Below are 17356 nucleotides of genomic sequence, written 5' to 3' on the forward strand. Positions count from 1 at the left end.
GCCGGCGGAACGCCGCGGGCCCCGGCCGGTTGTCCGGCCGGGGCCCGCGGCGTTCGTGCTGCCGTCCGCGGAGGGCGGGTCAGTCCTTGATCTCGCAGAGGAGGGCGCCCGAGGAGACGGAGGAGCCGACGTCCGCGGTCAGGCCCTTGATGGTGCCGGCGCGGTGCGCGTTGATGGGCTGCTCCATCTTCATCGCCTCCAGCACCACCACGAGGTCGCCCTCGTTGACGTGCTGGCCCTCCTCGACGGCGATCTTGACGATCGTGCCCTGCATCGGGGACGTCAGGGAGTCGCCGGAGGCCGCGGAGCCGGCCTTCTTGGTGGCGCGGCGCTTGGGGCGGGCACCGCCGGCGGCGGCGGTGCGGGCCAGGGTCATGCCCAGCGAGGCGGGCAGGGAGACCTCCAGGCGCTTGCCGCCGACCTCGACGACCACGGTCTCGCGACCGGGCTCGGAGTCGTCCTCGGCGTCGGCCGGGGCGGCGAAGGGCTTGATGTCGTTGACGAACTCGGTCTCGATCCACCGGGTGTGGACGGTGAACGGTCCGGTCTTGCCGTTGACCTCGGGAGCGAACGCCGGGTCGACGACCGCCGCGCGGTGGAACGGGATGGCGGTGGCCATGCCCTCGACCTGGAACTCGGCCAGGGCGCGCGCGGCGCGCTGCAGGGCCTGCTGCCGGGTGGCACCGGTGACGACGAGCTTGGCGAGCAGCGAGTCCCAGGCCGGGCCGATGACGCTGCCGGTCTCGACGCCCGCGTCCAGGCGGACGCCGGGGCCGGTCGGCGGGTCGAAGCGGGTGACGGTGCCCGGGGCGGGCAGGAAGCCCCGGCCCGGGTCCTCGCCGTTGATGCGGAACTCGAAGGAGTGGCCGCGCAGCGGCGGGTCGTCGTAGCCGAGTTCCTCGCCGTCGGCGATGCGGAACATCTCGCGTACGAGGTCGATGCCGGTGACCTCCTCGGTGACCGGGTGTTCGACCTGCAGACGGGTGTTCACCTCCAGGAAGGAGATGGTGCCGTCGGTGCCGACCAGGAACTCGCAGGTGCCGGCGCCGACGTAGCCGGCCTCCTTGAGGATGGCCTTGGACGCCGCGTAGAGCTGGGCGTTCTGCTCCGGGGTGAGGAAGGGCGCGGGGGCCTCCTCCACGAGCTTCTGGTGGCGGCGCTGCAGCGAGCAGTCACGGGTGGAGACGACCACGACGTTGCCGTGGGAGTCCGCCAGGCACTGGGTCTCCACGTGCCGCGGCTTGTCGAGGTAGCGCTCGACGAAGCACTCGCCGCGGCCGAAGGCGGCGACGGCCTCGCGGACCGCCGACTCGTACAGCTCGGGGACCTCGTCCAGGGTGCGGGCGACCTTCAGGCCGCGGCCGCCGCCGCCGAAGGCGGCCTTGATCGCGATCGGCAGGCCGTTCTCGCGCGCGAAGGCGACGACCTCGTCGGCGCCCGCGACCGGGTCCGGGGTACCGGCGACGAGGGGGGCCCCGGCGCGCTGGGCGATGTGCCGCGCGGCGACCTTGTCGCCGAGGTCGCGGATGGCCTGCGGCGGGGGGCCGATCCAGGTGAGCCCGGCGTCCAGGACGGCCTGGGCGAAGTCGGCGTTCTCCGACAGGAAGCCGTAGCCGGGGTGGACGGCGTCGGCCCCGGACTCGGCCGCGGCCGCCAGCACCTTGGAGATGTCCAGGTAACTGGTGGCCGGGGTGTCACCGCCCAGCGCGTACGCCTCATCGGCCACGCGCACATGCAGCGCGTCCCGGTCCGGCTCCGCGTAGACGGCCACGCTGGCGATCCCGGCATCCCGGCAGGCACGGGCGACGCGGACTGCGATTTCACCGCGGTTGGCGATGAGCACCTTGCGCACGATGGCTCCCTCCTTGAAACAAGCAGAGTTTAGGTACTGGCGACACTTCGTGCCGAGGCACCCCTGGGGGTGAGCTTGCCCACACGGAGGGTGATACGGGCCCCCAATCGAGACCCGGATGCCTAGGCTTCCTACGGTAAAGCCCTATTTATCCCGGTGCTTGTGGCCCTGGGGTGTGGGCCGGGTCACCGCCCTCCACCGTGACCGACGTGGCGCTTTTTTTGTGGGAACTCCACGAAGGCCCGGGTAAATCTTTGCCGGACCGGCGCCCCATACGGGTGGTGCCGCGCGGACTCTTGCCGCAACTCCTACCCGTTAGTAGCGTTCGGCCCACGAAATACCGCCGGTAATAGGGGTACTGGGACAGGGGGCGCGCAGTGCGCAGAAGTGTCGCCGTGGTGGCGGCCGTGTTGCTGATCCTGGAGGCGTTCGGCTTCGCCTTCGTCAACTGGATCATGGGCATCGTCGTACGCCACCAGAAGATGTCCCTGGCCGGGCTCGACCCCGGCGCGATGGCGATGGGTGCGTGGGCGGCCGGGGCGGTGATGGCGCTCTTCCTCATCGGCTGCGCGGTCGTCCTCGTCCGCATGGCGCAGCGCGACCGGGCCCCGGGCCGCTTCGGCCGGCTCCTGCTCGTCGTGTGCGCGGTGACCCACGGGGTCCTGGGCGCGGGGCTGGCGGCCCCGGTGGGCTGGGCCGCGTTCGCGGGGCTGATGGTGATCCTGGGGTTCGTGGTGCTCGCCCTGGTGCTCTACGCGGGGGAGACCCCGGCCTCCGGACCGGGCGACGAGCCCGGCGGGAGCACGCCCCCGCCGCCCGTCACCCCCGCGGTGGCCTGACCGTACGGCCGTACGGGCCGCCCGGCCGGCTCAGACCCAGAAGTCGGTGATGCGCAGGTCCAGCTCACCGAGGAGACGGCGCAGCAGCGGCAGCGAGATGCCGATGACGTTGCCGTGGTCGCCCTCGATGCCGTCGACGAACGGCGCCGAGCGGCCGTCCAGGGTGAAGGCGCCCGCCACGTGCAGCGGCTCGCCCGAGGCGACGTAGGCCGCGACCTCGTCGTCGTCCGGGGTGCCGAACCGCACCGTGGTGGAGGCGGTCTCCGAGACCCGGCGCCCGGTGGCGAGGTCGATGACGCAGTGCCCGGTCCGCAGCACGCCGGAGCGGCCGCGCATGGACTTCCAGCGGGCCGTGGCGTCCTCGGCGTCGACCGGCTTGCCCAGCGCGACCCCGTCCAGGTCCAGGACGGAGTCGCAGCCGACGACGACCTCGCCGCCGGAGAGCCCCACGGCGACCGCGGAGGCCTTGGCCTCGGCCAGTACCCGGGCCAGCTCGGCGGGGCTGTCGGCGCTGATCGCGTCCTCGTCGACACCGCTGACGACGACCCGCGGGTCGAGCCCGGCCTGCCGCAGCAGGCCCAGGCGCGCGGGGGAGGCGGAGGCGAGGACGAGCGGGCGGGGGCTGCGGCTGCTGTCGGTCATGCCCGTCATCGTAGTCAGCAGCGCCAGGCCACCAGGGCCGTGATCAGGGGGACGGCGACGGCGATCACGAGCATCGCGCGGCGCAGCATCGCCTGCGCCTGCCGCATCTCCTCGGGGGGTTCGTCGGACGGGTCTGACCACAGCATGCCGTCCAGGTTGCGCCGCGCGGAACGCCCGCGCCTGAGTACGGATACTCAGGCGCGGGCGGGCGAACGGACCATTTCCGTCCGGCCGGGTCAGTGCGGCCAGTACGTGGCGCGCCAGGACACCGGCGCCGGGCGCGGCATCCGGCCTGGGACGTTGCGCGCGGGGGAGGCCCACTCGTCCGCGTTCCGCGGGCCGTCGGCGGGCCCCGCGGCCGCCGCGGCCCGGGCCTGGACGAGGGCCACGACGGCCGCCAGCTCCTCGGGGGTCGGGTTGCCCCGTTCGACCTTGATCACCATGACAGGGCGGGCTCCTTACAGGGGGATGTTGCCGTGCTTCTTGGGGGGCAGGCTCTCGCGCTTGTTGCGCAGCGTCCGCAGCGCCTTCACCAGGTGCATGCGGGTCTCCGACGGCAGGACGACCGCGTCGACGTAGCCGCGCTCCGCGGCGACGTACGGGTTGAGCAGGGTGTCCTCGTACTCCTGCATCAGCTGGGCGCGCAGCGCCTCGGCCTCCTCCGGGGAGCCCGCCTCGGCCAGGGTGCGGCGGTGCAGGATGTTGACCGCGCCCTGGGCGCCCATGACGGCGATCTGGGCGGTCGGCCAGGCCAGGTTGAGGTCGGCGCCGAGGTGCTTGGAGCCCATGACGTCGTAGGCGCCGCCGAAGGCCTTGCGGGTGATGATGGTGATCAGCGGCACCGTGGCCTCGGCGTAGGCGTAGATCAGCTTGGCGCCGCGCCGGATGATGCCGTTCCACTCCTGGTCGGTGCCGGGCAGGAAGCCGGGGACGTCGACGAAGGTGACGACCGGGACGTTGAAGCTGTCGCAGGTGCGGACGAAGCGCGCCGCCTTCTCGCTGGCGTCGATGTCCAGGCAGCCGGCGAACTGCATCGGCTGGTTGGCGACGACGCCGACCGGGTGGCCCTCGATCCGGCCGAAGCCGGTGAGGATGTTGGGCGCGAACAGCGCCTGGGTCTCCAGGAACTCGCCGTCGTCCAGGACGTGCTCGATGACCTGGTGCATGTCGTACGGCTGGTTCGCCGAGTCCGGGATCAGGAGGTCGAGCTCGAGGTCCTCCGCCGACACCGCCGTCTCGGCCTCCTGCGGGAAGGCCGGGGCCTCCTGCAGGTTGTTGGACGGCAGGTAGGACAGCAGCGCCTTGACGTACTCGATGGCGTCCTTCTCGTCGCCTGCCATGTGGTGCGCGTTGCCGGAGACGGTGTTGTGCGACCGGGCGCCGCCCAGCTCCTCGAAGCCGACGTCCTCACCGGTGACGGTCTTGATGACGTCCGGGCCGGTGATGAACATGTGCGAGGTCTGGTCGACCATCACCACGAAGTCGGTGATGGCGGGGGAGTAGACCGCGCCGCCCGCGCAGGGGCCCAGGATGAGCGAGATCTGCGGGATGACGCCGGAGGCGTGGGTGTTGCGGCGGAAGATCTCGCCGTACAGGCCCAGCGAGGTCACGCCCTCCTGGATGCGCGCGCCGCCGGAGTCGTTGATGCCGATGACCGGGCAGCCGGTCTTCAGCGCCCAGTCCATGACCTTGACGATCTTCTCGCCGAAGACCTCGCCGAGCGCGCCGCCGAACACGGTGAAGTCCTGGGAGAACACCGCCACCGGGCGGCCGTCCACGGTGCCGTAGCCGGTGACGACGCCGTCGCCGTAGGGGCGGTTCCGCTCCAGCCCGAAGTTGGTCGAGCGGTGCCGGGCCAGCTCGTCCAGCTCGACGAAGGAGCCCTCGTCCAGCAGCAGTTCGATGCGCTCACGCGCGGTCAGCTTGCCCTTCGCGTGCTGCTTCTCCACCGCGCGCGCCGAGCCGGCGTGGGTCGCCTCGTCGGTACGGCGGCGCAGGTCCGCCAGCTTGCCCGCGGTGGTGTGGATGTCGATCTCCGGCTCGGCCATGGGAGGCGGCTCTCCTGCTCTCGTCGGGTCGTGCTGAGGGTGTGACGTGACTGGCGAGTAATGCTGTTTTCGTAGCGTAACCGCGCGGATGCTGCCCGGTCAGTGCGGCGTTGGCCACACTCCACCTCCAGGGTCCGCCCTGCGGGCCGCCGCGTCGTCCCGGACCCGTCAGGGCCGCGTCCACGGCGATCCGGAGGGCAGACCCTAGGCTGGACACATGACCTCGAACCGCTGGTCCGACCTCGAGCGGCCGCCGCTCAACGCGGCTTCCCTGCGCCGCGCGATCGTCACCCCCGACAGCCTGTGGACCGACCTGGACGTGGTCGACTCCACCGGTTCCACCAACAGCGACCTGGGCGCCCGGGCCCGGGAGGGCGCCGCCGAGGGCGCGGTCCTGGTCGCCGAGGAGCAGTCCGCGGGGCGCGGCCGGCTGGACCGGCAGTGGCAGGCCCCCGCCCGCTCCGGGCTGATCTTCTCCGTGCTGCTGCGGCCGACCGCCGTGCCGCCCCGGCACTGGGGCTGGCTGCCGCTGCTGGCCGGCGTCGCGACCGCCACCGCCGTGGCGCGGACGGCGGGCGTGGACACCGGGCTGAAGTGGCCCAACGACGTGCTCGTCACCGTCGACGGCGAGGAGCGGAAGGCCGGCGGCATCCTCGCCGAGCGCGTCGGCGACGACGCCGTGGTGATCGGCATCGGCCTCAACGTCACGCTCCGCGAGGAGGAACTGCCGGTGCCCGCCGCGGGTTCCCTCGCCCTCGCCGGGGCCAAGGCCACCGACCGCGACCCGCTGCTGCGCGCGGTGCTGCGCGCGCTCGCCGAGTGGTACGGCGAGTGGCTGCGCGCCGGCGGCGACCCGGCGGCCTCCCGGCTCCAGCAGGCGTACGCCGCCGGCTGCGTGACGCTCGGCCGCACCGTACGCGCCGAACTCCCGGGCGGGGCCGAGCTCAGCGGGCGCGCGGTGGCCGTCGACGAGGACGGACGGCTGGTCGTCGCGACCGACGAGGGCGAGCGGGCGGTCGGCGCGGGCGACGTCGTCCACGTGCGCCCGGCGGGAGAGTGAGCCAGACCACACCTGCCGTATGGTTGAGGCGGCAGCCTCCGGCGCGGTGATCGGAAGGGCCGGTGCGCAGGGACCCAGGAGGGGGCGGGCGGTGACCGTGGACGACGCGAGCGGCCTCCCGCCGCACGAAGGGCCGGGCGGGCCACAGGGCGGGCAGCCGGAACGCGAGGAGCGTGAAGAGCCCGAGGAACGGGGCGGATCGGCCCGCGCGCACGCCATCGAAGAGGACCCGATCGCGCTCCGCCTGGAGCACCTGATCCTCGGTTCCGGACGGCACTACACGCCCTTCCAGGCGGCCCGCAGCGCCGGCGTCTCCATGGACCTCGCGGCCCGGTTCTGGCGGGCGATGGGCTTCGCCGACATCGGCCAGGCCCGCGCGCTGACCGAGGCCGACGTCCTGGCGCTGCGCCGGCTGGCCGGTCTGGTCGAGGCCGGGCTGATCAGCGAGAGCACGGCGATCCAGGTCGCCCGGTCCACCGGCCAGACCACGGCCCGGCTGGCCGAGTGGCAGACCGACTCCTTCCTGGAGGAGCTGACCGAGCCGCCCGAACCCGGCATGACCCGGGGCGAGGTGGCCTATCCGCTGGTCGAGCTGCTGCTGCCGGAGCTGGAGGAGTTCCTCACGTACGTGTGGCGACGTCAGCTCGCCGCCGCCACCAGCCGGGTCGTCCGCTCGGACGACGAGGAGGCCGTGGACCGCCGGCTCGCGGTCGGCTTCGCGGACCTCGTGGGCTTCACCCGGCTCACCCGCCGGCTGGAGGAGGAGGAACTCGGCGAGCTGGTCGAGGCGTTCGAGACCACCGCCGCCGACCAGGTGGCCGCGCACGGCGGACGCCTCATCAAGACCCTCGGTGACGAAGTGCTGTTCGTCGCGGACGACGCCGGCACCGCCGCGGAGATCGGCATGCGGCTCATCGAGACCATGAACGGCGACGAGACGATGCCGGCGCTGCGCGTGGGCATGGCCTTCGGCACCGTCACGACCCGCATGGGCGACGTCTTCGGCACCACGGTGAACCTGGCGAGCCGGCTGACCTCGATAGCGCCCCGGGACGCGGTGCTCGTCGACGGCGAGCTGGCGCAGGCGCTCGTCGCGGCGGGCGAGGCACCCGAGTCGGAGGCGGAGATCGTGCCCGGCTCGGAGGAGAAGTACCGCTTCGGGCTGCAGCCCATGTGGCGGCGGCCGGTGCGCGGTCTCGGCGTCGTCGAGCCCTGGCTGCTGAGCCGCCGGGGCGGCTGAGTCCGGCGAGCGGCCGCTCCCGGGAGAGCACCGCGCGCGGCTGCCGCGTCCGGGCGGACCATGTGGTCGTCCGCGCCCACGCCGAGCCCGGCAGGCATGTCGGTCTCGGCGCCGCGGGCGGTCGGCCCGGCACCCGTGGTACCCGGGGAGCATGACGTCGGGGACGGACGCGCCCACTACGCTGGCGGTCGACGTTCACGATCGTTAACAGCGACCCGGAGGTGGCGGCGCGATGGCCGAGCAGCGGTTTGGCGAGTGGGTGGCGGTACGCAGGCACGGTGACGCCGGGCGGGTGGCGGAACTCGTGCTGGACCGGCCCAAGGCGATGAACGCCATCTCGACGGACATGGCCCGGTCGCTCACCGAGGCGTGCGCGGCGCTGTCCGGCGACCGGTCGGTCAGCTGCGTGGTGCTCACCTCGACCCACGAGCGGGCGTTCTGCGTGGGCGCCGACCTGAAGGAACGCAACTCCTTCACCGACGCCGACCTCGCGCGGCAGCGCCCGTACACCCGGGCCGCCTACACGGCCGTGCTGGAGCTGCCGGTGCCGTCCATCGCCTCGGTGCACGGCTTCGCCCTCGGCGGCGGCTACGAGCTGGCGCTGGCGTGCGACGTGATCGTCGCGGACCCGACGGCCGTCGTGGGGCTGCCCGAGGTGACGGTCGGCGTGATCCCCGGCGGCGGCGGCACGCAGCTGCTGCCGCGCCGGGTGGGCGCGGCGCGGGCGGCGCAGCTGATCTTCACCGGGCGCCGGGTGCCCGCGGCGGAGGCGCTGGCGCTGGGCCTGGTGGACGTGCTCGCCGAGGAGGGCCAGGGCCGCGCCGAGGCGCTCGCGCTGGCCGCCCGGATCGCCGCCAACTCGCCGGTGGGCCTGCGGGCGGCCAAGCGGGCGCTGCGGCTGGGCCAGGGCACGGACCTGCGCACCGGTCTGGACGTCGAGGACTCCGCCTGGCGCACGGTCGCCTTCTCCGGCGACCGCGCCGAGGGTGTCGCGGCGTTCAACGAGAAGCGTGACCCGGTGTGGCCGGGTGAGTGATTGACGCGGGAAAACGACCGCGCCGCCGGTACGTGACGTGCGGGGCCGTGCGAACGTCGCAAACTGGTAAAAAGTTCTGCTGCGACAGGAGACGGGCGCATGAACGGCACCGGCGGGGACGCTCGACTGCGCGCCGTCGCCGAACTCGCGCGGGCGGTGGCGGCGGCGAAGTCGCCCATGGAGGCGGTCGTCGCCGCCGCCTCCTCGGCGCGGGTCGCGCTCGGCGGCTCCATGTCGGCGATCTCCCGCTGGGAGCGCGACCGGGGGCGGCTGCGCGTCCTGGTCAACGACGGGGACCTGGCGCCCGGCGAGGAGCCGCAGCCCGACGAGGAGGTGTACTCGGTCGCGGACTTCCCCGAGATCGTGGAGTTCCTGCACGCCAAGTGGACCGAGGGCGGTGAGCCGCACGCCTGGATCGAGACCGCCGAGGGCCCCGCGGAGGGCCGCGGCGGCGCCTACTGCCACCAGCGGGTGGCCACGCTGCGGCGGCGCGGCCGCACCTCCTGCGTCGTCGCGCCGATCATGCTGCACGGGCTCGCCTGGGGCGAGCTGTACGTGGCCCGGGGCGCCGGGCGGCCGGTCTTCGACCGGGACGACGCCGAGTTCGCGACCGTGCTCGCGACGCTCACCGCGGCCGGGATCGCCCAGGCCGAGCGGCTGGCCGAGGTGCGCCGGCTGGCCTTCAGTGACCCGCTGACCGGGCTGGCCAACCGGCGGGCCGTCGACCAGCGGCTGGAGGAGGCGGTGGAACGGCACCGCGCCGACGGGACCCCGGTGAGCCTGGTGGTCTGCGACCTCAACGGGCTCAAGCGGGTCAACGACCAGCTCGGGCACGCCGTCGGCGACCGGCTGCTGGTCGGCTTCGGGTCGGTGCTGTCGTTGTGCGGGGCCGCCCTGGAGGGCAGCCTGGTGGCGCGGCTGGGCGGCGACGAGTTCTGCCTGCTCTCGGTCGGGCACCGCGCGGAGGAGGTCGTGGCGGTCGCCGAGGAGCTGTGCGTGCGCACCAAGTGGCTGGGGCTGGGCGACGGGGTCGCGGTCGGGGTGGCGTCCACGGACGCGGAGATCGGCGTGGTGACCTCGGGGCGCCGGCTGTTCCGGCTGGCGGACGCGGCCCAGTATCGGGCGAAGGCCCTGCACTCGGTGGAGCCCGTCGTCGCCGGGCGCGGGGCGCCCGAGGACCCGGTGGTCCGCCTCGCCGACCAGCCCTCGGGCCACGACGTGGAACGACGCCGCTTCCGGGGCCGGGACTGACCGGCTCGCACGTGGGCGGGGCCGTGGTGTGTGGTGCCGCTTGGCAAGGTCGCGGTCGGGGCGGCGCCGGTGTGGGTGGCGGATCAGCCGTTGGGCCGCGCGCCATGGAGGTGCGCTGCTGGCGAAGGCGGGACGGGGCCGGTGGCTGGACGCTGCCCTGGGTGGGGTCCGCGGGCGTCGGGGTCCCGGAGCGATGTCTGTTCGGTGCCGATCAGCCGCGTACCGCGACCTGGGGTGTTGCCGCTTCCGGGGCCGGGACTGACGGGTGGGGCGTGTGCGGTGTCGCGGGCGCCGGCCGGGCGGCGCCCGCGCCACGCCATGGAGGTGAAGGCACGGCGGGTTGGCGGCGCGCCGGTGCCCGCGGGGCGCCCGACCAGTCGGCGGTGGGGCGGGACTGGGCCTCCGGGCGGCTCGGCGGTGCGGCCGCGGAGCGGAGCGGTGCCGCTTCCGGGGTGGGGGAGGGGGCGGGCGGAAGAGGTGAGTCCGACGCGTGACAGGTAGCGATTCAGTCCGTAGGGTTCGTGAATATGAGTATGCATAACGTGGTGATCGGGGCCCACGGGGTCGCGGCGGAGGATGTGCTGGCGGTGGCCCGCGGCGGGGCGCGGGTCGAGCTGTCTGCGGAGGCGCTGGCCGGGATCGCCGCGGCGCGCGAGGTCGTGGAGGCCCTGGCGGCGAAGCCGGAGCCGGTGTACGGCGTGTCGACGGGCTTCGGCGCGCTCGCGGTGCGGCACATCAGCCCCGAGCTGCGCGCGCAGCTGCAGCGCAGCCTGGTGCGCTCGCACGCCGCCGGCATGGGCCCGCGCGTGGAGCGCGAGGTGGTGCGCGCGCTGATGTTCCTGCGGCTGAAGACGCTGGCCTCCGGCCGGACGGGCGTCCGTCCCGTCGTCGCCGAGACGATGGCCGCGCTGCTCAACGCGGGCATCACCCCCGTCGTCCACGAGTTCGGCTCCCTGGGCTGCTCCGGCGACCTGGCGCCGCTGTCGCACTGCGCGCTGGTCCTGATGGGCGAGGGCGAGGCGGAGGGCCCGGACGGCGTCGTGCGCCCCGTCCCGGAGCTGCTGGCCGCGCACGGCATCGAGCCCGTCGAGCTGCGCGAGAAGGAGGGCCTGGCCCTCATCAACGGCACGGACGGCATGCTCGGCATGCTCGTCATGGCCATCGACGACCTGCGCCGGCTGTTCACCGCCGCCGACGTCACCGCCGCGCTCTCGATGGAGGCGCTGCTGGGCACCGACAAGGTGCTCGCCCCCGAGCTGCACGCGATCCGCCCGCACCCCGGCCAGGCGGCCAGCGCCGAGAACATGCGCCGCGTGCTCGCCGGCTCCGGGCTCACCGGGCACCACCAGGACGACGCGCCGCGGGTGCAGGACGCGTACTCGATCCGCTGCGCCCCGCAGGTGGCCGGTGCCGGCCGGGACACCGTGACGCACGCCATGACGGTGGCCGACCGGGAGCTGGTCTCCGCCGTCGACAACCCGGTCGTCTTTGCCGATGGCAGGGTGGAGTCCAACGGCAACTTCCACGGCGCCCCCGTCGCCTACGTGCTGGACTTCCTGGCCATCGCCGCGGCCGACCTCGGGTCGATAGCGGAACGGCGCACCGACCGGCTGCTGGACAAGAGCCGCTCGCACGGCCTGCCGGCGTTCCTGGCCGACGACCCCGGCGTGGACTCCGGCCTGATGATCGCCCAGTACACGCAGGCCGCGCTGGTCAGCGAGAACAAGCGGCTCGCGGTGCCCGCGTCGGTGGACTCGATCCCGTCCTCGGCGATGCAGGAGGACCACGTCTCGATGGGCTGGTCGGCCGCGCGCAAGCTGCGGCAGGCGGTGGACAACCTGGCCCGCATCGTCGCGGTCGAGCTGATGGCCGCGTCACGCGCCGTGGAGCTGCGCGTGCAGGGCAGCGAGGTGCTGGTGGCCGCACCGGCGACGCAGGCGGTGGTGAAGGCGGCACGCGAGGCGGGAGTGGGCGGCCCCGGTCCGGACCGCTTCCTGTCCCCGGACCTGGAGGCCGCGTACGACTTCGTGCGCGGCGGCGGTCTGGTGGCGGCGGCCGAGTCGGTCACCGGTCCGCTCGCCTGAGCCGGTCCCGGCGCCGCACCCCCCTCGGACCCGGAGGTCCGAGGGGGCGGTGCGGACGGGCTCTAGTAGGCGTCGCGTGCCCGGCGGCTCGCGTTGAACACGAGTGCCGCGCCCAGGCCGAGGAAGGCGGTACCGCCGACCAGGTAGGGCGTGGTGTCGACGCTTCCGGTGTCCGCCAGGTGCTGCCCCGGGCCGGTGCCCGAGCCGGTGGTGGAAGCGGACGACTGCGCGCTCGTGTTCGCCGTGTGCTCGGCACTGGCGGACGCGTTGGGCACGAAGTACAGGGCGCCGAGGACGGCGGCCGCCGTGATGGCGACGAAGGCGGGCGGACGGTGCGAGGTCAACGGATCCCCCAGCGGTTGCGGCGACTTGACCGTGAAGCCCGATGGTAGTGAGACAACCGCCGTGGAGGGAAGTTCGGCCCCGGAACCGGTGCTTCCGGGGGTTGCCGGAGGGCAGCCGCGGGTATCCTTCGGCGCCGGAAGCGGACTGCCTGCGCACTGCGGGCCGTTCCCCCGCATACGCTCCGTCACATGAGCACTACTGACATCCCCACCGGGGAGAGCGGGCCGCGCTACGTGCGGCTCCAGGTGGAGCTGGTCCTGGAGATCACCGGGTCCGGCGAGCTGACCGACGCCGCGCTGGACCAGATCGGCGGCGACGACTACATGCCGGACGACGAGCGGCAGCACGCCGAGGCGTCGGTGCGGCAGGACGAGTCGGAGGCGCTGGCCTACCTCGTCGACCCGTTCGACCTGGTCACCAGCGTGCCGGGGATCGAACTGGTGCAGGCGTCCTGGTCCTGCGCCCACACCGAGTACGACCCCGACTCCGACGAGTGGGACCTCTACGACGACGAGGCCGACGACGAGGCGGAGGACGAGGACGAGGAAGCCGACATCGACGAGGAGGAACCGCGCGGGCGCTGACCGCGTCCTCGCCAGTGCGTGACTCACCTGCCCCGGGCCCCTCAATGGGTCCGGGGTTTCGCACGGGCCGCGGCAGAGCGCCCATGTCACGTGCGTCACGCACGTGTTCTTCCCCACACTTCGAGGCGTGGGGGAACGGACCAAAGACCCTGGCAGTTCCTGGACGTACGAGTGAGGCTCGATCGAGGGCCGTGGCCCGCGACGCGAGCGGGCCGGGGGAAACGCGTACCGGAAGACATTGGAGACCTGTGTGAAGCGCGCCGAGACCGGCACAGTCACCGACACGATTCCCTCCCGCAAGCGGCGAGCCGGGCTGGCAGCTCTGGCGCTGCTCGCCGCCGGGGCGATCACCCTGACCGCGTGCGGGGGCGACAAGTCGGGAACCGCCGGTTCCGACAACAACGTCAAGTCGCAGGACTCGGTCGACGAGCAGGCGGCCAAGGACGCGTCGGACGCCCGAATATCGATCATCCCGAAGACCGGCGCCGACAACGTCGGCATCAACACCGGTGCCAAGGTGCAGGTGACCGAGGGTGAGCTCACCAGTGTCGTGATGACCTCGGTCGCCGACGGCTCCGAGGTCGAGGGCACGATCTCCGCGGACGGCACGAGCTGGTCCCCCAACGACCAGCTGGAGCGGGCCACCAAGTACAAGATCGCCGCCGCGGCGGAGGACGGCAAGGGCCGCAAGGCGGCCGAGAACTCCACCTTCACCACGGTCAGCCCCGAGCACAGCTTCATCGGCTACTACACGCCCGAGAACGGCCAGACCGTCGGCGTGGGCATGCCGGTCTCGCTCAACTTCACCAAGGCGATCGAGGACAAGAAGGCCGTCCAGTCGGCGATCTCGGTGACCTCCAGCAGCGGCCAGGAGGTCGTCGGCCACTGGTTCAACTCCACGCGGCTCGACTTCCGTCCCGAGGCCTACTGGCAGGCCGGCTCCACCGTGACCCTCAAGCTGAACCTCGACGGGGTCGAGGGCGCCAGCGGCGTCTACGGCGTGCAGGAGAAGACCGTCACCTTCAAGATCGGGCGAAGCCAGGTCTCCACGGTCGACGCCTCCACGCACCGGATGAAGGTCGTCCGCGACGGCAAGGTCATCCGCAACGTCCCGATCTCCGCGGGTTCCGACGAGAACACCACCTACAACGGCCAGATGGTGATCTCCGAGAAGTTCACCGAGACCCGGATGAACGGCGCCACCGTCGGCTTCACCGACGACGACGGCAAGGGCGAGTACGACATCAAGGACGTGCCGCACGCCATGCGCCTGACCACGTCCGGCACCTTCATCCACGGCAACTACTGGGGTCCCGACTCGGTGTTCGGCAGTGTCAACACCAGCCATGGCTGCGTGGGCCTGAACGACACCAAGGGCGCCAAGGACACCTCGACGGACGCCTACTGGTTCTACACGAACTCGATCATCGGCGACGTCGTGACCGTGAAGAACTCCAAGGACAAGACCGTCGACCCGTCCAACGGCCTCAACGGCTGGAACATGAGCTGGAGCGCCTGGAAGGCGGGCAGCGCGGTCTGAGACCGCCCCCGCCCCGGACGGCCGCAGGGGCCCGGAACCGTGAGGTTCCGGGCCCCTGCGGCGTTCCCGGCCGCGCCCCGCACGGGCGCGCCCGGCGGGCTCAGTCCTTGGTGCCGTCCACGATGACCGGGGAGCCGCCGGAGTTCGTACCGCAGGGCACCGCGTACACGGGGTTGGACTTCGCGGCCTCGCGGTAGGCGTCGAGGCACTGGTTGTAGAGCACCTTGTCGCTCAGCGACCGGGCGATGATCCGGTTGGCGCTCGCGATGCCCTCCGCCTCGATCCGCTTGCGCTCCGCCTCGGCCTTGGCGGTCCTGGCCGCCTCGACGGCCCGCTCGGTGGCCTGCTGCTGCTGGATCTTCTTGTCGATCTGCTCCTGCAACTGGTCGGAGGGCCGCACGTTGCGCAGGTTGACGGCGGTGACGTCGATGCCGCGCGGAGCGAGGCGCTGCTTGATCAGGGAGTCGATCTCCGAGCCGATCTGCTCGCGGGCGGAGGCGTACCCCTCCTCGCTGGAGTGCTTGGCGAAGACGTTGCGGATGATCTCGCGGCTGTCCGGCATCACCAGCCGCGACTGGATGGCCTCCTCGTTGCCCGCCAGCCGGTAGAGCTCGACGGCCTTGGCGGGCACCACGGCCCACTTGATGGTGACGTCGGCGTAGAGCACCCCGCCCTGCGAGGAGCGGACCTCGACCACCTCCTTGTCGTGCAGGTCGAGGTCGACCGGACGCGTCGAGAACGAGGTGACGTCGGTGAACGGCGACCTGAAGTGGATGCCGGAGGTCAGCGGCGAGCCGACCTTGCCGAAGGTGACCGGCACGCCGACCTCGTAGGCGCTCACCACGTGGATGCAGGCGAAGACGCCGGCCAGCACGCCCGCCACGGCGCTGAGCGCCGCCCCCAGCTTCCAGCCGCCGGAGCTCTGGCCCCGGGCGACGAAGAACAGCACGACCGCCGCTATGAGCAGCAGGATGGACAGCACGAACACAGGGATCCCCCTCCGGACCACGGACCGGCGCCGCCCCCCGGCCGCGCCGCGCAGCGCATCGTAACGGTCCGAGGTGACGGGCGGCTGCGCTGTGTGACGGGCCGTGAGGAGCTGTGGCAAGGCTGTTGCCGGGTCCGTACGGGACCGTGGCACGGCTCCCCGCCGGCCTACCGCGGACGCAGCGCCTGGGGGTCGTCCAGGACGGCCCGCACCACGCTGTACGCGGCACCGAGCAGCACGCCCTCGCGGCCCAGCCGGGACACCCGTACGGCGTCCGCGCGCCATTGACGGTCCGTCACACGGCGGCCCAGCTCGCGCTCGACGGCCGAGCGCAGCCACGGCGCCAGCGAGGCCAGCGTGCCGCCCAGCACCACGGCCTGCGGGTCCAGCAGGTTCACCGCGCCGCTCAGCGCGATCCCGAAGGCCTGCCCGGCGGCCGCGAGCGCCTTCAGCGCGGCCGGGTCCCGCTCCGTGGCGGCCGCCTGGAGGGCCTTCAGGGCGTCCGGCCGCTCCGGGGCGATCCCCGCGGCACGCAGCACGGCCTCCTCGCCCGCGTACTGCTCCAGGCAGCCGCGCGCCCCGCAGGAGCAGCGCGGGCCCGTCGGGTGCACGGGTACGTGGCCGAGCTCCCCGGCGAAGCCGCGCGCACCGCGGAAGAGCCGGCCGTCGACGACCAGGGCGGCGCCGATGCCGATCTCCGCCGAGACGTGCACGAAGTCGGTGACGCCCTCGTGGCCGCCCAGCCAGAGCTCGGCGAGGGCACCGAGGTTGGCCTCGTTCTCGACGGTGACCGGGACGGGGGAGGCGGCCAGGCCGTTCCCGGACCGCGCGAACCAGCCGGCGGCGTCGACGTCCTCCCAGCCGAGGTTGGGCGCCCGCATCACGACCTGCCGGTCGCGGCCGACCAGGCCCGGCACGGCGAGCGTCAGCCCGGCCGGTTCCAGCCCGGCGGCCCGGGCCTGCCGCCGGACCTCGGCCACGAGTGCCGCGAGTTCGCGCAGCACCTCCGCCGCCGGACGGCCGCGGTTGTCCGCCTCGACGCGGGCCCGGGCGCGCACGGTGCCCCGCAGGTCGACGGCGACGGCGGCGAGGTGGTCCACCCCGACCTCCGCGCCGAGGCCCGCCGGGCCCGTGTCGTTCAGGGCCAGGGCGGTGCCGGGGCGGCCGACCGTGCCGGGGCGCTGGGCGCCCAGCTCCACCAGCAGGCCGGTCGCCAGCAGCTCGTCGACGAGGGTCGACACGGTGGCCCGGGTCAGGCCCACCTCGGCGGCGACGGCCGCACGGGACACCTCGCCGTGTTCCGCCACGGCCCGCATCACCAGCGCCAGATTCCGCCGTCGCAACCCCGCCTGCGACCCCGGCCGTTCCGCCACGCTCCGGTCCCCTTCCGCTCTCGTCCGTCATCCGTCCTGGTAGACGTCGTCCCTCCCCACCCTCGCACGCCCCGCCCGGGGGACGGGCCCCGGGCGGGGGGAGCGGCTCACCGCACGTCGAAGGAGTCGGCCAGCGCCGTCGCCAGGCGGTCGAGCGCGGCGTCGTCGCGCGGGACGGGGTCGTAGGACGGGCCGGCCGTGGTGTCCCAGCGGCGGGCGACGGCCTGCGGGGTCTCCTTGGTGAGCAGCCCGGCGGCCTGCGCGGCCGCGCCGAGGGCGACCAGCTCGTCCGCCACGGGGATCCGGACGGCCCGGCCCGACAGGCGCCGCACGGTCTCCCGCCACGCCGTGCCGCGGGCGCCGCCGCCGATCAGCAGCAGCGGCTCGTCCGAGCCGGCGCCGTCGACCGCGAGCACCTGGTCCAGGGCGGTGAGCAGGGCGTACGCCGCGCCGTCGTAGGCGGCCTGGAGGATC

16 protein-coding genes and 1 pseudogene are annotated in these 17356 nt (G+C 73.5%); 8 read left to right on the forward strand and 9 right to left on the reverse strand.

What is annotated here, in order from left to right; all coding sequences use genetic code 11:
• Window positions 1-79 precede the first annotated feature (79 nt).
• On the reverse strand, window positions 80-1852 hold the full coding sequence (locus ACZ7MY_RS31285) for an acetyl/propionyl/methylcrotonyl-CoA carboxylase subunit alpha (protein ID WP_499606640.1): 1773 nt from the start codon (window positions 1850-1852) through the stop codon (window positions 80-82).
• 377 nt (window positions 1853-2229) lie between these two features.
• Between ACZ7MY_RS31285 and ACZ7MY_RS31290 the strand changes: the two genes are divergently transcribed.
• Window positions 2230-2691 carry a hypothetical protein gene (locus ACZ7MY_RS31290; RefSeq protein WP_499606641.1) on the forward strand — a complete coding sequence of 154 codons (462 nt, stop codon included), beginning with the start codon at window positions 2230-2232 and terminating at the stop codon, window positions 2689-2691.
• Between the two features lie 30 nt (window positions 2692-2721).
• On the opposite strand, the gene ACZ7MY_RS31295 is transcribed toward ACZ7MY_RS31290, so the two are convergent.
• From ACZ7MY_RS31295 to ACZ7MY_RS31310, 4 genes are all read right to left on the reverse strand, one after another.
• Window positions 2722-3333, reverse strand: a complete 612-nt coding sequence (locus ACZ7MY_RS31295) for a Maf family protein (protein ID WP_499606642.1) — start codon at window positions 3331-3333, stop codon at window positions 2722-2724.
• Between the two features lie 14 nt (window positions 3334-3347).
• A complete protein-coding gene (gene mmpB, locus ACZ7MY_RS31300) occupies window positions 3348-3479 on the reverse strand; it encodes a morphogenic membrane protein MmpB (protein WP_018561319.1) in 132 nt (43 codons plus the stop codon).
• 90 nt (window positions 3480-3569) lie between these two features.
• Window positions 3570-3776 (reverse strand): acyl-CoA carboxylase subunit epsilon, encoded by a 207-nt coding sequence (locus ACZ7MY_RS31305; protein ID WP_499606643.1) that lies wholly within the window; start codon window positions 3774-3776, stop codon window positions 3570-3572.
• Between the two features lie 15 nt (window positions 3777-3791).
• A complete protein-coding gene (locus tag ACZ7MY_RS31310; protein ID WP_499606644.1) occupies window positions 3792-5381 on the reverse strand; it encodes an acyl-CoA carboxylase subunit beta in 1590 nt (529 codons plus the stop codon).
• Window positions 5382-5598: 217 nt separating this feature from the next.
• Here ACZ7MY_RS31310 and ACZ7MY_RS31315 point away from each other — a divergent pair, with 217 nt between their 5' ends.
• From ACZ7MY_RS31315 to hutH, 5 genes are all read left to right on the forward strand, one after another.
• Complete coding sequence (locus ACZ7MY_RS31315) at window positions 5599-6441, forward strand: biotin--[acetyl-CoA-carboxylase] ligase (protein ID WP_499606645.1); 843 nt, start codon at window positions 5599-5601, stop codon at window positions 6439-6441.
• Between the two features lie 91 nt (window positions 6442-6532).
• Window positions 6533-7681 (forward strand): adenylate/guanylate cyclase domain-containing protein, encoded by a 1149-nt coding sequence (locus ACZ7MY_RS31320; RefSeq protein WP_499606646.1) that lies wholly within the window; start codon window positions 6533-6535, stop codon window positions 7679-7681.
• A gap of 232 nt (window positions 7682-7913) precedes the next feature.
• A complete protein-coding gene (locus ACZ7MY_RS31325; RefSeq protein WP_499606647.1) occupies window positions 7914-8717 on the forward strand; it encodes an enoyl-CoA hydratase/isomerase family protein in 804 nt (267 codons plus the stop codon).
• Between the two features lie 99 nt (window positions 8718-8816).
• Entirely contained in the window at window positions 8817-9968 is a 1152-nt protein-coding gene (locus tag ACZ7MY_RS31330) for a diguanylate cyclase domain-containing protein (RefSeq protein ID WP_499606648.1), read from the forward strand.
• A gap of 533 nt (window positions 9969-10501) precedes the next feature.
• A complete protein-coding gene (hutH, locus tag ACZ7MY_RS31335; RefSeq protein ID WP_499606662.1) occupies window positions 10502-12052 on the forward strand; it encodes a histidine ammonia-lyase in 1551 nt (516 codons plus the stop codon).
• 62 nt (window positions 12053-12114) lie between these two features.
• Here hutH and ACZ7MY_RS31340 read toward each other — a convergent pair whose 3' ends face one another.
• Window positions 12115-12396, reverse strand: a complete 282-nt coding sequence (locus ACZ7MY_RS31340; protein WP_499606649.1) for a hypothetical protein — start codon at window positions 12394-12396, stop codon at window positions 12115-12117.
• A gap of 189 nt (window positions 12397-12585) precedes the next feature.
• Here ACZ7MY_RS31340 and ACZ7MY_RS31345 point away from each other — a divergent pair, with 189 nt between their 5' ends.
• A complete protein-coding gene (locus tag ACZ7MY_RS31345) occupies window positions 12586-12981 on the forward strand; it encodes a hypothetical protein (protein ID WP_499606650.1) in 396 nt (131 codons plus the stop codon).
• A 250-nt stretch (window positions 12982-13231) separates the two neighbouring features.
• Entirely contained in the window at window positions 13232-14521 is a 1290-nt protein-coding gene (locus ACZ7MY_RS31350) for a L,D-transpeptidase (RefSeq protein ID WP_499606651.1), read from the forward strand.
• A 100-nt stretch (window positions 14522-14621) separates the two neighbouring features.
• Here the strand turns inward: ACZ7MY_RS31350 and ACZ7MY_RS31355 are convergent, their stop codons facing one another.
• The 3 genes and pseudogenes from ACZ7MY_RS31355 to ACZ7MY_RS31365 all read right to left on the reverse strand — a co-directional run.
• Window positions 14622-15509 (reverse strand): prohibitin family protein, encoded by an 888-nt coding sequence (locus ACZ7MY_RS31355; RefSeq protein ID WP_499606652.1) that lies wholly within the window; start codon window positions 15507-15509, stop codon window positions 14622-14624.
• A gap of 167 nt (window positions 15510-15676) precedes the next feature.
• Window positions 15677-16825 (reverse strand): ROK family transcriptional regulator, encoded by a 1149-nt coding sequence (locus ACZ7MY_RS31360; protein ID WP_499606663.1) that lies wholly within the window; start codon window positions 16823-16825, stop codon window positions 15677-15679.
• 164 nt (window positions 16826-16989) lie between these two features.
• A pseudogene (locus ACZ7MY_RS31365) lies at window positions 16990-17356 on the reverse strand (xylulokinase); the annotation flags it as partial.

Source organism: Streptomyces sp. NPDC111520 (assembly GCF_055635295.1).